Below are 13,578 nucleotides of genomic sequence, written 5' to 3' on the forward strand. Positions count from 1 at the left end.
CCGCGCCCGCGCGCTTACCCTGGACGGGCGTCACTACGGGAGGTCACGTGGACGAGATCGCGCCCGGCACCCTGCTCGCCGACGACGCGCTCGCCCGCAGCCGGGTGTGCTTCCTGACCTCCGAACCGGTGCCCGACGGCGCGGTCCGGCCGACGATCCTGGCCTCGTGGCGGCGGTCGCGGGAGTTCCGCGTCGACGCCGACCGGATCGACCCGCGCTACCTCGGCGACCAGAACCTCGACATCCCGCTCATGCGCGGCGCCGAACCCGTGCTGGCCAAGCTGGGCGAGCAGTTCGAGGGCCAGCCGATCAGCCTCATCCTCACCGACACGAGCGGGGTCGTGCTCACCCAGCGGACCGGCGACGCCGACCTGGCCCGGCACCTCGAGCGCGTCGAACTGGTGCCCGGGTTCAGCTACGGCGAGCAGTCCGTCGGCACCAACGGCATCGGCACCGCGCTGGAGGACGGGCGGCCGACGACGGTGTTCGGCCACGAGCACTACGCCGAGCACCTGGAGAACCTGGCCTGCGCCGGGGTGCCGATCCACCATCCGATCTCGGGCAAGAAGGTCGGCGCCGTCGACCTCACCTGCTGGTACAAGGACGCGGGCGGCCTGCTCGTCGCGCTGGCCCGGTCGACGGCCGAGCAGATCCGCCAGGCCCTGCTGCGGCACAGCGACCTGCGGGAGATGCTGCTGTTCCAGGCTTACCTGCAGACCTGCCGCCGGTGGACGGGCATCGTGCTGGCGTTCAACGAGGACATCGTGATGATGAACGACCGGGCCCGGCAGCTGCTGGACCCGGCCGACCAGTCGGTGCTGCTCGGCCACGCCACCGAAGCGCTGGCCGAGGGCCGCCCGACGCCGGCGACCCTCGCCCTCTCGAGCGGGCTGCGGGTGCGCGTGCTGTGCCGGCGCGTCGCGGGCCGCCGCGAAGCCGAGACCGCGGGCGGCGTGCTGTCGGTGAAGCTGATCGAGGCCGAGAAGACCCTCGCCGTCCCGACGCCGATGCTGCCGATGTACCTGCCCGGCGTCGTCGGCTCGGCGCCGCTGTGGCTGCGCTGCGGGCACGACCTCGACACCGGCCACCAGCACGGCGAGTGGGTCGCCCTGGAAGGCGAGCCCGGGACCGGCAAGCTGACCCTGGCGAAGGGCATCCACCAGCGCCACCACCCGGCGGCGCGGCTGGTCACCGTCGACGCGGTCCTCGCCCCGGACTGGGCCGCGCTGCTGCGCGACCACGCCGAGACCCCGATCCGGACCCTGGTGATCCGGCACGCCGACCGCCTCATGGCCCCGGCCGCCACCGCATTGGCGGCGGCCCTGCGCACCCTGCGCGAGGACGCGAGCGCGCCGTGGGTGGTGCTCACGCTCGTGCCCGAGGCCGAGACCGAACCGGCGCTGGCCGAGCTGCTGAAGTCCTTCCCCCGGACGGTGCGGGTGCCGCCGCTGCGCCACCACGTCGACGACCTCGCCGAGCTCGTCCCGCTGCTGCTGAGCAAGCTCGGCTACGGCGGCAGGCTGACGTGCTCGGCCGCGGCGCTGCACCTGCTGATGCGGGCGGAGTGGCCGGGCAACACCGGCCAGCTCCACCAGGTGCTGCGCAAGGTGGCCCAGCGCCGCCGCGCGGGCACCATCCGGCCCGGCGACCTCCCGGCGGAGTTCCACGCGGTGACCCGGCGGCCGCTGAACCGGTTCGAGTCGATCGAGCGGGACGCCATCGTGCGGTGCCTGGAGGACGCCGACGGCAACAAGGTCCGGGCGGCGAAGCTGCTCGGCATTTCACGCGCGACGATCTACCGCAAGATCCACGAGTACGGCATCGTGCCCCCGGCCCGGTAGCCGCCCGGATCCCCGTCGGGCGGCTACCTTCCCTTCCCGGAGCGTCACTTCGCCGGCGGGTTCACCGCCGTGGCGACCTCCGCGATCGTCTTGGCGTCGACCAGACCGGTGTCCTCCAGGACGGTCATGTGGTCGAGGACGGTCGCGTTCGCCTGCGTCGCGTGCCGCCGGATGACGTCGTTCTGCGTGCCCGCGCGGACTTCGGCGATGGTGGCGAAGATCTTGCCGTGCGACGAGCGCAGCACGTTCGCGAACAGCTTGTCGAACTCGGCGCCCTTGGCGTTGGTCAGCTGGCGGACCCAGTCCTGTTGTTCGGCGGTCGCCTTGTCCGGCAGTTGCACGCCGAGCATCTTCGCGTCCTCGCGGACGAGCTGGTCGAGGTGCGAGTGCCCGTCCAGCAGGTGGAGCCCGGCGCGCTTCACCTGTTCGCTGCTGGCGTTGGTCTGCGCGAGGTCACCGGCGGGGATCTCCCAGAGCCCGGCCTGGCGGACCTTGATCAGGAACGTCTTGTCGAGCTCGGTGACCGGCCCGGCGCCGGCGATGGTGCTGCTGTCGGCTCCGGCCTGCGCGGCCGAGCCCATCTGCATGCCGGCCATGTCGGGCGCCGGGACCCCGGCTTGCGTCGAGCCGGGCGCGGTCTGGGCATTGGCCTGCAGCACCATCACCGAGCCCACGCCGACCACGGCGAGCGTGGCCACGACGACCAGCGCGGTCCGGGCCTTGGCGCGGCCCGTCATACCACGGTGATCCGGCATGGTTCCTCCTTCTGACGACAGTTCGGTACGGGGTACACGGACGCCGTCGCGAGGCGGTTCAGCGAAATCCGAAGGAATTTTCTTGTGCGCCAACGGATTCAGCCTTGAAACGCGCCGATGGCACACGAAAGGGAAGAGCGGCCGATCCGGCCGGACACCGCGGCGAGCGCCGGGGATGTCCATCTTGACCGATGCTCTTGCGGTTGGCAAGTATTGCGGCATGCAACCCCACGAAGACGCGGACGTGGCCGCCCTCGACAGCCTCACCGTGGTGCTGGTGGGGATCGCGTGGGAATGCGCGCACGCGGCCCCGCCCGAGGTGTCGTTCCCGCAGACGCGCCTGCTGCTCGTCCTCGACCGCCTGGGCCGGGTCCCCAGTTCGCAGCTGGCGACGGCGATGGGCGTCAACGCGTCCTCGGTGACGCGGCTGGCGGACCGGCTCGAAGCCCTCGGGTACGTCGCCCGCGGCCGCAGCCCGGGCAACCGCAGCGTCGTCACGCTGGAGGTCACCGAGTCCGGCCACGAGATCGTGGCCCGGATGCTCGAACGGCGGCACGCGGCGCTGGGGGCCCTGCTGGACAAGCTGCCGCCGGCGGAGCGGGCGGCCGCGGGCGAGGCGGCCCGGCAGCTGCTGCACGCGGCCGCGACCATCCCGGCGCTCGGTCCGGCCGCGCTGTGAGTGCCATCCTGGACGGCATGGCGACCCGCTGGACGTGCCCGCGATGCGACCGCGAGTTCGCGCGCGCCCGCCAAGGGCACACGTGCGTCCCCGGCTGCACGGTCGAGGAGACGTTCGCCGGCAAGCCGCCGTGGCAGCGCGCGGTCTACGACGCCGTCCTCGACCACCTGCGCACGCTCGGCGAGGTCCACGAGGACGCCGTCAAGGTCGGCGTGTTCCTCAAGCGGGACCGGAAGCTGGCCGAGCTGCGCCCGCGCTCGAAGGACGTGCTCGTGTACCTGTGGCTGCCGCGGCCGGTGGAAACGGCCCGCATCGCCCCGGCGAGCTGGGCGAGCGGGCCGCGGGCCGGGCACCGGCTGAGCCTGCGCGGGGTGTCCGATGTGGACGACGAAGTCCGCGGCTGGCTGACCGCGGCCTTCGCCGTCTCCTGAACTCAGGACCGCGCGGGACCCGTCCAGCCGTCGGGCACGTGGCCGATGCGGACCCGCTGCGGATGGTCGCCCACCGGGACCGACAGCAGCTTCCGCCCGGTCGCGAAGTCGATCGCCGTCACCTGGTCGGCGCCGGCTTCGGAAATCACGCAGGCGCTGCCGTCGCCGCTCACCGTGGCCCAGTACGGCTTCACCGCCGGCACCAGGGTGCCCTGCTGCAGCGTGGCGCGGTCGACGACCGTGGCGTAGTCGTCCATCGTGCCCGCAACGCAGAGCTTGGTGCCCGCCGGGTTCATCGACATGCCGTGGTGGCGGGAGTCGTTGACGAACGTCTTGCGGTCGTCGCTCGTCGCCGGGTTCTTCGGCAGTTCCTTGACCCGGGTGATCTTGTCGGTCGCCACGTCGTACTCGGCGAAACCATTGAAGAACGACACCTGGAAGTACAGCTTCGACCCGTCCGGGGTGAACGCGACCGGCCGCACGGCGTCGGAGAGGTCGCTGCGGCCGAAGGCGTCGAGCCGCTGGCGCATGTCGATCACCTTGACCTGGCGGAAGGTCGCCGCGTCGACCACGGTGATCCGCCGGTCCCCCTTGGTGAAGTCCCAGCCCGGGTCGTCGAGGTCGGTGTTGACCTCGCCGATCGACATGTTCCACAGGTACCGGCCGCCGTCGGTGAACACGTTCTCGTGCGGCTTGTCGCCGGTGGCGAAGGAGCCGACCTGCTGCCCGGTGACGATGTCCAGCACGTGCACGGTGTTGGACGTCGAGGCGGAGACGGCGACGCGGCGGCCGTCCGGCGAGACCGCCATGTGGTCGGAGCGGAAGCCCGAGACCGGGAAGCGCCAGTTGATCCGGCCGGTCGTCAGGTTGATCGAGACGACGTCGGCGAAGCTCGGCCGCGACGCCACCACCGAGCCGCCGTCCGGCGTGGTGTACATGTCGTCGACGAACTGGTCGTGCCCTTCGCCGGGCCCGTTGCGGATGCCGAGGAAGAACGCCAGCTTGATCGGGTTGAGGTAGATCTCCGTCAGCCGCTCGTCCTTGTCGGGGATGATGTTCACCCGGCCGATCTTGGCGAACGAGCCGCGGGACTGGATGACGTCCGCCGTGCCTTCCCAGTTGTTGCCGACGAACATCACCTCCCGCAGGGCCGCCGCGGCGCCGGTGGCCGGCACCGCGGCGCCGGTCGCCAGCAGGGCGACCGAGGCGGTGAGGCAGGCCAGGCGCGAGAGGTACGACCGTTTCCGGCGGGGATTGCGCACAGGGAGACACCCTTTCGGCATTGAAGAGGTGCGGTGGATTTCGCGGAGAAACGAGGTTACTGTCCGGTATTGTCACGATAACCGGCCACCGGAGCCGCTCCGGTAGGGCCGCTCGCCCAACACCGCGGCGCGGTGTTGTGGCCTCGCCACAACGGGAGGTGCCGTGCCGGCCTCGCCACTGCTCCGGCAGGTGCTGGACGAGCTGGCCGCCGACGACGCCGTCCTGGACGAGCTGGTGAAGGCCGCGCGGAGCCAGTCACCCGAGGTCGCGCGGCTGCCGGAGGCGGAGAACCGGCGGCACGTCCAGTTCCTGCTGTCGGCCGCGCTGCGCGCCACGACCAACCCCGACACCGCGGACTACACGACCGCCGAGGCGCTGGGCGCCGACCGCGCCGCGCAGGGCGTCCCGCTCGCCGACCTGCTGGGCGGGGTCCAGGCGGGCAAGACACTCGCGGCCCGGTTCGCCGTCGAACGCGCGCGGGCCGCCGGACTGTCCGACGAGGTCATCCTCGAGACGATCCTCGACGCCGAGCGCTACACCGGCGCGCTCGAACGGCACATCGTCAAGGGCTACCACGCGGCCGAGCTGCAGCTGTCGCGCACGGTGCGCGACGCGCGGACCCAGCTGCTGCGCACCCTCCTGCTGGCCGGTCCCCGGCCGGCACCGGAGGAGCTCCGGGCCGCGGGGCTGCGGCCCGACGGCCGGTACTCCTGCGTGGTTTCCGACGTCAGCGACCCGGCGCGGGCCCGCACCCTCGAACAGGCGCTGCTGGAGTTCGGCGGGGTGTACGGGCTGGTCGAGGGCAGGCTCACCGGCCTGGCCGCGCGCCCGCCGGCCGGGGTGCCGCTCGCCGGCGGCGTCGTGCTGGTCGTCGCACCCCCGGCCGCGCTGCCCGAACTGACGGAGGTGCACCGGCTCTGCACGGCGGCCGCGCGGCTCGCCGGGCCCGGCCACCACGACCTGACGGCGCTGGCGGGCGAAGTCGCGCTGGCGGCCCAGCCGCGGCTGGCGGAGCTGCTCACCACGGGCCTGCTCGGCGCGCTCGACCGCGGCAACGCGTTCCACCGCGAGCTGGCGGCAACGGCGCTGGCCTACCTCGACCACGGCCAGCGCCTGCGTCCCACGGCGGAGGCCCTGCACCTGCACCCGAACACGGTCCGCTACCGCCTCGACCGGCTGGCCGAGCTCACCCCGGTGGCCCTGGCGGAGAACAGCGGCGGCGGCGTGCTCGACGCCCTCCGGTCGTGGTGGGCCCTGCACCACTGGCTCGGCGGCCGCTAGGGTCACCCGCATGGCTGAACTCCGCCGTATGCCGGCCATCACGTCGACCGGAGAATGCGTTTTCTGCGCCATCGGCTCGGGCCAGGCCCCGGCGGCGTTCGTCCACGAGGACGACGACTTCGTGGCGGTCGTCGACCTGCGCCCGGTGACCACGGGCCACCTGCTGGTCCTCCCCCGGGCCCACCACGCGGACCTGGCGTCCCTGCCGCCCGCGGCGGGCGCGCGGATGTTCACGATCGCCCAGGAGCTGGCGGCGGCGCTGCGGCGCACGGACCTGCGCTGCGAGGCGATCAACCTGTTCCTGGCCGACGGAAAGGCCGCGGGCCAGGAGATCCCGCACGTCCACCTGCACGTGATCCCCCGGTTCGCGGGCGACGGGTTCGTGCTGAACGCGGACTGGCGGGTGCGGCCGCGGGAGGAGCTGGTGGAGGTCGCGGAGAAGGTGCGGGCGGCGCGTCAGGCCTTGTGAAGCTTGTCCGGGTGATGGACGGCGGTCTTGCCGGACTTTTCGCTGCGGACGAGGTATTGGGGGTTGTCGGGGGATGCTTTGACGTCCCGCTTGCCGGCGTGGGTGTCCTCGGTGATCTTCTCCTCGACGGTGCCGACGGAGCTCTGGTTGCCCGCGTCCCACCGGACGCGGTCGCCTTTCTCGAATTCCTGGGTCATGGAGCTGCGGGTACCCCGAATCGGGCGCTCGATACGGTGAACCGCGTGGAGCAGAAGCACGCCACGTCGTTCGGCGCGGCGGCCGCGGCCTACGCCGAGCACCGCCCGGACTACGCGGCGGCCGCGGTGCGCTGGGCACTCGACCTCGCGCCCGGACCGCGGGTGCTCGACCTCGGCGCCGGAACCGGCAAGCTCACCGCCACGCTGGTGGCCCTGGGACTCGACGTGACCGCGGTCGAGCCCGATCCGGCCATGCTGGGCGAGCTGCGCCGCGCCCTGCCGGACGTCCGGGCCCGGCCGGGCAGCGCCGAGGCGATCCCGCTGCCGGACGCGTCCGTCGACGCGGTGCTGGCCGGCAACGCCCTGCACTGGTTCGACATGGCCGTCGCCGGTCCCGAGATCGCGCGGGTCCTGGCGCCCGGTGGCGTCCTGGCCGGGCTGTGGAACGTCGTGGACGACCGGGCCGGCTGGGTGGCCGGGCTGGCGCGGGTCGCCGGACGCGCGGTGATCGGGCCGCGGGACACGCCCGCCGGGTGGCGCGCCGAAACGGCCGGGATACTGCGGCCGGCGCCGGAGCGGGCCGCCTTCCCGCACGGGCAACGCCGCACGGCCGACGCGCTGGTGGCGACCCTGGCCACCCGGGCGGGCGTGCTGGTCATGCCGCCCCGGGAACGCGCGGACACGCTCAGCCGGCTCCGCGCTTTCCTGGCCGCCCAGCCGGAAACCGCGGACGGCGAGTTCACCCTTCCGATGCTGACCTGCGTGCTGCGCGGCCGCCGCGGGTACCCGTGACGGATGGACGACGAATAGACCTGCCGCGAGTTCGGCAGCAGCGTCAACATGACCGCCAAGCAGCTCGACGACTGGCTCGGGACCGACGAGTCGAAGGCCGCCGGGCAGCACGAGGGCAGGGAGTCGATCGGGCACAAGTCCGGCCGGCGCATCGTCGAGGTCCTGCGGAAGAAGAAGGACGACCTCACCGGCGACGACCTCGCCCACATGCGCAAGGTCGTCGGCTACGTGCACCGGCACCTGGCCCAGCGCCCCTCGGGCGACGTCGAGGACACCAGATGGCGGCACTCCCTCATGAACTGGGGCCACGACCCGCTGCGCTAGCTCCCCTCACCGGCCAAGCGCTCAGTTTCCGGTGATTCGCACAGACCGCTCGCCCGCCTCGAGGAACTCCAGCAGCCGCGCGCCCTCGTCGAGGATCTCCGCCCGCTCCCCCGCCGTGAGCCGGTCGTGCGCGGTGACCTCCAGGCGGTCGGCGTGCAGGCGCCAGTCCGCGCGGTAGAACCCGTCGACCAGCAGCGTCCCTCGCGAAGCGCCGTTGCCCGGCGGCAGCGGGACCCGCCGCCCGGGCGGGAGGATCCGCGCCCGGTCGGCGTGCGAGAGCAGGACGTTGTCGTACTCCGGCAGGAACCGCACCGGCGCGGGTGTCGACGGATCCGGCAGCACGCCATCCTCGACGTCGTAGAGCACTTCGCCGGACTCCGCGCGGAACGTGCGCAGGCCCATCGGCTCCACGATCTCCCGCAGCTTCGTCAGCCCCGACCACGCCTGGACGTCGGCGACCGAAGCCGGGCCGAACGCCCGCAGGTACCGCCGCACCACGTCCTCCAGGGACGGCCCCTCGGCCAGCGGAGAGCCGAGCCAGCCGTCCAGGGTGGTCAGCGTGGCCGGGCCGGTCGACCCCCACACCCCGCGCGGCGTCACCTGCGCGGTCGGCACCAGGTAGCTGACCGCGTACGACAGCGCCTCGGCGTCGTGCTCCGGCCACCGCGCGGCCAGTGCGTCCTGCAGCTGACGCCGGGTGCGGGGCCGCTCGTTCAGCAGCACCCGGCCGAAGCGGGCCACCGCGTCGAGGTCGGCGTCGCCGACGCGGCGGCCGAAGTGGCCGGTGTAGCCGCCGGCCACCACGCGCTGGACCAGCGGCCGCAGCACCCGGGCGTCCTCGGCGAGGACCAAGTGGACGGTGCCCCGCATGAGCAGGCCACGCACGGCGTCGCGGCCCGACACCAGGGACGCCAGCTCGGCCGGCCGGAACCCGGAGATCCGGGTCCACAGCCCGACGTACGGCGCGAGCGGCGCCTGTGCCTGCATCCCGACCAGGTGCCCGAGCATCTCCGCGGCGGGCAACGACGTCCGCTCGAGCAGGTGCTGCCGCGCGAGCAGCGCCCGGTTCAGCGCCCGGGCGTTCACGGCCGCAGCCCGCGGAAGAACGCGCGGATGTCGGCCACAAGCAGTTCGGGCTCCTCCATGGCGGCGAAGTGCCCGCCTTCGGCGAAGTCCGACCAGTGCGCGATCTTCTCGTCGGGGTCCATGATCCGCCGGACGATCGGCGAGGAGTTGAACACCGCCCAGCCCGCCGGGACGTCCGACGGCGCCAGCCAGCCGTGCGCCGCGTGGGCGGACTCGTACAGGAACCGGGCCGCGCTCGCGCCGCTGCGGGTGAACCAGTAGAGACTCACGTTGGTCAGCAGCCGGTCGCGGTCGACGCCGTTCGCGCCGGTCCACGCCTCGAACTTCTCCGCGATCCAGGCCAGCTGCCCGACCGGGGAGTCGGTGAGCGCGGCCGCGATCGTCTCCGGCTTGTGCGACTGGAGGTCGAGGTAGCCGCGGCCGGCCTGCCATTCCCGGCGGGCGGCGTCCAATTCGGACTGTTCGGCCTCGGACAGGCCGTCCGGCAGTGGCAGCTGCTCGCCGGCGAGGGCGATCGTGCCGCGGTCGCTGTTGACGTGGGTGCCGATGACGCGGTCCGGGTACAGCGCCGCGAGCCGGCCGGTGACCCCCGCCCCCAGGTCGCCGCCCTGCGCGGCGAACCGGTCGTAGCCGAGGCGGGTCATCAGCTCGGCGAACGCGTCGGTCGTGCGGGCCAGCTCCCAGCCGGGGCCGCTCAGCGGCGTCGAGAACCCGAAGCCGGGCACCGACGGGACGACGACGTGGAAGGCGTCCGGGCCGGGCTCGGTCAGCGGGCCGATGACGTCGAGGAACTCGGCGACCGAGCCGGGATAGCCGTGGGTGAGCAGCAGCGGCACCGCGTCGGCCTGGGCCGAACGGACGTGCAGGAAGTGGATGGCCTGGCCGTCGATCTCGGTCGTGAACTGCGGGAACGCGTTGAGCGCCGCTTCCTGGGCCCGCCAGTCGAAGCCGTCGCGCCAGTACTCGGCCAGGGCCTGGACCTCGGACGTCGGCATGCCGCGGGACCAGTCGGGCTCGTCGCCGGGCACCGGGTCGGCGAACCGGGCGGAGGCCAGCCGTCGGTGCAGGTCATCGAGGTCGGCCTGCGGGACGTCGATGCGGAAGGGGCGGATTTCGTTCGTCATGAGAAGCACGTTAGGAGCCATTGCGGAAGACTTCCTTCCGCGATTCGTGCGATCCTCGGAAAATGTTGCAGACCTCGGCCCGTCTCCTCCGGCTGCTGTCCTTGCTCGAGATGCGGCGCGACTGGACGGGCGCCGACCTGGCCGACCGGCTCGGCGTCTCCGCGCGCACCGTCCGCACCGACATCGGCAAGCTGCGGGAGCTCGGCTACCCGGTCGAGGCCGCCCCCGGCGTCCAGGGCGGCTACCGCCTCGGCGCGGGCGCCCAGCTCCCGCCACTGCTGCTGGACGACGACGAAGCCGTCGCTGTCGCGGTCGGGCTGCGGACCGCGGCGGGTATCGCCGGCATCGGCGAGACGTCGGTGCGCGCGCTGGCCAAGCTGGAGCAGGTGCTGCCGTCGCGGCTGCGGCACCGGGTGCAGGCCCTGCAGACCGCGACGGTCGCGGTGCCCGGCGCCGGCCCGGCGGTCGACGCCGACGTGCTGACCGCGATCGCGGCGGCGATCCGGGCCAGCGAGCGGCTGCGCTTCGACTACACGAGCCACCAGCGCACGCCGAGCCGCCGCGACGTCGAGCCGCACCGGCTGGTCAGCTGGGGATGGCGCTGGTACCTGGTCGCCTGGGACACCGCCCGCGGCGACTGGCGCACCTTCCGCGTCGACCGGATGACGCCGAAAGTGCCGAACGGCCCGCGCTTCACCCCGCGCCAGCCGCCGGAGGGCGATGTCGCGCGGTTCGTCCAGCGCAGCGCGGGCGCGGCGACGTGGCGGTTCCACGCCCGGGTGCGGTTGCACGCCTCGGTGGAGTACGTCCGGGCCCGCCTGCCGATCGCGGTCGACGTGACGCCCGAGGGGCCGGACCGCTGTGTGGCCGAGGTCGGGTCCGACCACGCGCAGATGCTCGCGCTGTACCTGGGCCTGCTCGACGTCGACTTCGAGGTGCTCGACGCGCCGGAGCTGGCCGAGGCGCTGGCGAAGACGGGCGAGCGGTTCCTGCGGGCCGCTAGCGCAGGGAGTCCGCCAGCTCCTGGATGATCACGAACTGTTCCCGCACGCCGACCTCCATGCCGGACTGCAGGATCGTGTCGCGCAGTTCCTCGCTGCCGGTCTCGGTCAGCAGCTCCAGGCGGGTGCGGTCGCCGTCGAGGGCGGTGAACGTGACCGTGATGAGCGGGCCGTCCACGTCGTCCGGGTCCACGCCGGGCAGTTCGAAGACTTCGGTGTAGACGATCCGCTCGTCCGGCACGATCTCGCGGTACTCGCCGTGGAAGCCGACCTCGGCGCCGTCTTCGGTCTTCAGGACGTAGCGCCAGCGGCCGCCCGGCCGCAGGTCGAGCTTGACCTCGGTGGTGGTCCCGCGGTGGCCGCTCCACCAGCGGCTCACCAGTTCCGGCGTGGTCCACACGCGGTAGACCAGGTGCTTCGGCGCGTCGAACTCGCGCGTGATGAGGATCCGGTCGTCGGCGGGGGTGGTGATCTCCACGTCACTGCTCCTGTTCCTTGAGTTCCTCGAGGACGTCGTCCATCAGGCCGAACCGCGCCGCCCACGTCCGTTCGTAGCGCTTGACCCAGTCGTGGATGGGCTTGAGCGCGGCGCCGTTGAGCCGGTAGAGCCGCTGGCGGCCGTCGCCGCGCACGTCGACCGCACCGACTTCGCGCAGCACGCGCAGGTGCTTCGACACCTGCGGCTGGGCCAGGCCGAGCAGGTCGACGAGGTCGCCGACCGACCGCTCGCCGTCCATGAGGACGTCGAGGATCTGCCGCCGCCGGGGTTCGGCGACCGCGTTGAAGGTGTCGGCTGTCGTCGCTGCTCTTGCCACGCGGCTCATCATATTCCCATATGGGTATGCGTCAAGCCCATCCCGAGCCGTGCGGGATGCACCCAATGTGGCGTTCGGTGCATCTGACGCACCCAATGTGGCGTTCGGTGCGTCCAACGCACCCAACGCCACATTGGGGCGCAAGAGCCGGGCCGTCGGCAGGAACCGAGGAACCTCGGGCGCGGCCGGCCCGCCCGCATCCTGGGCACGCTGGGCCCGCGCTGACGGATCTGTCACGATCGGACGATGAGCAGCCGGGCGGGCAGTCCACAGAGGACGGATGCGCGCGGTGCCCGGCGCAGTGCCAGCGCAAGCGCCGTGCTGCGGGCCGTGCTCGACGACGGCCCGATCGCGCGCAGCACCATCGCGCGGCGGACCGGACTTTCCGCGGCCGCCGTCACCGGGCACACCGCCGAGCTGCTGCAGCGGGGACTGCTGCGCGAACTCCCGGAAGCCGAGTCACGCGGGGGCGTCGGACGGCCGCACGTGCCGGTCGACCTCGACACCGGCCGGCACGTCGCCGGCGCCCTGCACCTGGCCGTGCACCACGCCACCGTCGCGCTGCTCGACCTGCGCGGGAACGTGCTGGTCCAGCACGAAGAACCACACGACGGGCTGGCCGCCGAAGACCTGCTCGCCCGCGCCGCCGAGATCTTCGACGACCTCCTGCTCGGGCACGCCCCGGACCGTGAGCCGCTCGGGCTCGGGGTCGCCACCGGCGGGTGGGTCGACCGCGAATCCGGCACCGTGGTCGAGCACCCGCTGCTCGGCTGGCGGAACGTCCCGGTCCGCGACCTGCTGACGGGCAGCACCGGGCTGGCCGTGGAGGTCGACGGGCACGCGCGGGCGCTGGTGCACGCCGAACGGCTCTTCGGGCACCCGCGGGCCCGCGACAGCGTGGTGCAGCTGTTCGCCGGCAACGTCGTCGACGCCGCCTTCGCCACCGGCGGCACCGTGCACCACGGGCCGCGCTCGGCCGCGGGCGCCGTGGCGCACCTGCGCGTCGACGACAGCGGCGAGCCGTGCCGGTGCGGGCGGACCGGCTGTCTCGAGGCAGCCGTTTCCGAGGCCACGCTCGCGCGCAAAGGCGTGGAAAACGGATTGCTCGCGCATCCGGACTTTCCGGAATTGCTCGCGCTCGCCGCCGACGGCGGTTCCGCGGCATTGCGGATGTTCCACGAAAGCGCCCGGTTGCTCGGGCAGGCGGCGGCATTGCTGCTCGACGTGCTCAATCCCGCCGTGCTCGTGGTGGTCGATCGGAGTGTAGCCCACGTGCCGAGCTGCCTTCCCATCATCCGGGACGAGGTCGGCGCCCGGTCCCGCTGCCCCGATCCGGCGGAAACCGTTGTGGGCACGAGCTTCCCGGGCACCGAGCTGGCCACCGCCGGCGGCGCGGTGCTCTTGGACGTGCTCTACGAAGACCCGCTCGGTCCGCTTCTGACGGGGTTGCCGCGCGCCTCGTGAACCAGCCGAGTTATTTCACGAACTCGCAAAATTGACCGTCCGTCCGGGTGCCGCCA

General features: G+C 72.9%; 15 protein-coding genes and 1 pseudogene. 9 read left to right on the forward strand and 7 right to left on the reverse strand.

The genetic code is table 11. From position 1 onward, the window contains the following. Positions 1 to 47 precede the first annotated feature (47 nt). Positions 48 to 1,841 carry a sigma-54-dependent Fis family transcriptional regulator gene (locus BLW76_RS27970; protein ID WP_091312715.1) on the forward strand — a complete coding sequence of 598 codons (1,794 nt, stop codon included), beginning with the start codon at positions 48 to 50 and terminating at the stop codon, positions 1,839 to 1,841. Positions 1,842 to 1,885: 44 nt separating this feature from the next. On the opposite strand, the gene BLW76_RS27975 is transcribed toward BLW76_RS27970, so the two are convergent. After that, the gene (locus BLW76_RS27975; protein ID WP_091312718.1) at positions 1,886 to 2,596 is read right to left on the reverse strand and encodes a DUF4142 domain-containing protein; all 711 of its coding nucleotides are present in this window, start codon (positions 2,594 to 2,596) and stop codon (positions 1,886 to 1,888) included. Between the two features lie 220 nt (positions 2,597 to 2,816). Here BLW76_RS27975 and BLW76_RS27980 point away from each other — a divergent pair, with 220 nt between their 5' ends. After that, the gene (locus tag BLW76_RS27980; protein ID WP_091312720.1) at positions 2,817 to 3,275 is read left to right on the forward strand and encodes a MarR family transcriptional regulator; all 459 of its coding nucleotides are present in this window, start codon (positions 2,817 to 2,819) and stop codon (positions 3,273 to 3,275) included. Between the two features lie 17 nt (positions 3,276 to 3,292). Further along, a complete protein-coding gene (locus BLW76_RS27985) occupies positions 3,293 to 3,706 on the forward strand; it encodes a DUF5655 domain-containing protein (protein WP_244170339.1) in 414 nt (137 codons plus the stop codon). A 2-nt stretch (positions 3,707 to 3,708) separates the two neighbouring features. Here BLW76_RS27985 and BLW76_RS27990 read toward each other — a convergent pair whose 3' ends face one another. Next, entirely contained in the window at positions 3,709 to 4,968 is a 1,260-nt protein-coding gene (locus BLW76_RS27990; RefSeq protein ID WP_091312725.1) for a YncE family protein, read from the reverse strand. Positions 4,969 to 5,131: 163 nt separating this feature from the next. On the opposite strand from BLW76_RS27990, the gene BLW76_RS27995 reads away from it, so the two are divergent. Then, positions 5,132 to 6,250 carry a helix-turn-helix domain-containing protein gene (locus tag BLW76_RS27995; RefSeq protein ID WP_091312727.1) on the forward strand — a complete coding sequence of 373 codons (1,119 nt, stop codon included), beginning with the start codon at positions 5,132 to 5,134 and terminating at the stop codon, positions 6,248 to 6,250. A gap of 10 nt (positions 6,251 to 6,260) precedes the next feature. Continuing rightward, complete coding sequence (locus BLW76_RS28000; protein WP_091312730.1) at positions 6,261 to 6,719, forward strand: HIT family protein; 459 nt, start codon at positions 6,261 to 6,263, stop codon at positions 6,717 to 6,719. Here BLW76_RS28000 and BLW76_RS28005 read toward each other — a convergent pair. Next, a complete protein-coding gene (locus BLW76_RS28005) occupies positions 6,707 to 6,916 on the reverse strand; it encodes a hypervirulence associated TUDOR domain-containing protein (protein WP_091312732.1) in 210 nt (69 codons plus the stop codon). The genes BLW76_RS28000 and BLW76_RS28005 overlap by 13 nt on opposite strands. Before the next feature lie 36 nt (positions 6,917 to 6,952). Here BLW76_RS28005 and BLW76_RS28010 point away from each other — a divergent pair, with 36 nt between their 5' ends. Next, positions 6,953 to 7,708 carry a class I SAM-dependent methyltransferase gene (locus BLW76_RS28010; RefSeq protein WP_091312735.1) on the forward strand — a complete coding sequence of 252 codons (756 nt, stop codon included), beginning with the start codon at positions 6,953 to 6,955 and terminating at the stop codon, positions 7,706 to 7,708. Between the two features lie 27 nt (positions 7,709 to 7,735). Continuing rightward, positions 7,736 to 8,032 (forward strand): annotated as a pseudogene (locus BLW76_RS28015) (DUF3140 domain-containing protein); the annotation flags it as partial. Positions 8,033 to 8,053: 21 nt separating this feature from the next. On the opposite strand, the gene BLW76_RS28020 reads toward BLW76_RS28015, so the two are convergent. Next, positions 8,054 to 9,118, reverse strand: coding sequence for a winged helix DNA-binding domain-containing protein (locus BLW76_RS28020; protein WP_091312740.1), 1,065 nt, complete (start codon positions 9,116 to 9,118; stop codon positions 8,054 to 8,056). Continuing rightward, positions 9,115 to 10,242: an epoxide hydrolase family protein gene (locus tag BLW76_RS28025; RefSeq protein ID WP_208613400.1), complete on the reverse strand. Its 1,128-nt coding sequence runs from the start codon at positions 10,240 to 10,242 to the stop codon at positions 9,115 to 9,117. The genes BLW76_RS28020 and BLW76_RS28025 overlap by 4 nt, the downstream gene beginning before the upstream one ends. A 62-nt stretch (positions 10,243 to 10,304) precedes the next feature. Here BLW76_RS28025 and BLW76_RS28030 point away from each other — a divergent pair, with 62 nt between their 5' ends. Next, complete coding sequence (locus BLW76_RS28030; RefSeq protein ID WP_091312746.1) at positions 10,305 to 11,273, forward strand: helix-turn-helix transcriptional regulator; 969 nt, start codon at positions 10,305 to 10,307, stop codon at positions 11,271 to 11,273. On the opposite strand, the gene BLW76_RS28035 is transcribed toward BLW76_RS28030, so the two are convergent. Both BLW76_RS28035 and BLW76_RS28040 read right to left on the reverse strand, forming a co-directional pair. Continuing rightward, entirely contained in the window at positions 11,242 to 11,721 is a 480-nt protein-coding gene (locus BLW76_RS28035; RefSeq protein WP_091312748.1) for an SRPBCC family protein, read from the reverse strand. The genes BLW76_RS28030 and BLW76_RS28035 overlap by 32 nt on opposite strands. Before the next feature lies 1 nt (position 11,722). After that, positions 11,723 to 12,058, reverse strand: coding sequence for an ArsR/SmtB family transcription factor (locus BLW76_RS28040; protein ID WP_091319959.1), 336 nt, complete (start codon positions 12,056 to 12,058; stop codon positions 11,723 to 11,725). 246 nt (positions 12,059 to 12,304) lie between these two features. On the opposite strand from BLW76_RS28040, the gene BLW76_RS28045 reads away from it, so the two are divergent. Next, positions 12,305 to 13,522 (forward strand): ROK family transcriptional regulator, encoded by a 1,218-nt coding sequence (locus tag BLW76_RS28045; RefSeq protein ID WP_091312750.1) that lies wholly within the window; start codon positions 12,305 to 12,307, stop codon positions 13,520 to 13,522. The last annotated feature ends 56 nt before the right edge of the window (positions 13,523 to 13,578 follow it).

The organism is Amycolatopsis tolypomycina, from assembly GCF_900105945.1.
Classification (GTDB): Bacteria; Actinomycetota; Actinomycetes; order Mycobacteriales; family Pseudonocardiaceae; genus Amycolatopsis; species Amycolatopsis tolypomycina.

Excerpts from the sequence above, each read along its gene's own strand:
- BLW76_RS28045 (WP_091312750.1), top strand. The coding sequence starts at position 12,305 with ATGAGCAGCCGGGCGGGCAGTCCACAGAGGACGGATGCGCGCGGTGCC.
- BLW76_RS28030 (WP_091312746.1), top strand. The coding sequence starts at position 10,305 with ATGTTGCAGACCTCGGCCCGTCTCCTCCGGCTGCTGTCCTTGCTCGAG.
- BLW76_RS28000 (WP_091312730.1), top strand. The coding sequence starts at position 6,261 with ATGGCTGAACTCCGCCGTATGCCGGCCATCACGTCGACCGGAGAATGC.
- BLW76_RS27985 (WP_244170339.1), top strand. The coding sequence starts at position 3,293 with ATGGCGACCCGCTGGACGTGCCCGCGATGCGACCGCGAGTTCGCGCGC.
- BLW76_RS27980 (WP_091312720.1), top strand. The coding sequence starts at position 2,817 with ATGCAACCCCACGAAGACGCGGACGTGGCCGCCCTCGACAGCCTCACC.
- BLW76_RS28005 (WP_091312732.1), bottom strand. The coding sequence starts at position 6,916 with ATGACCCAGGAATTCGAGAAAGGCGACCGCGTCCGGTGGGACGCGGGC.
- BLW76_RS27975 (WP_091312718.1), bottom strand. The coding sequence starts at position 2,596 with ATGCCGGATCACCGTGGTATGACGGGCCGCGCCAAGGCCCGGACCGCG.
- BLW76_RS28025 (WP_208613400.1), bottom strand. The coding sequence starts at position 10,242 with ATGACGAACGAAATCCGCCCCTTCCGCATCGACGTCCCGCAGGCCGAC.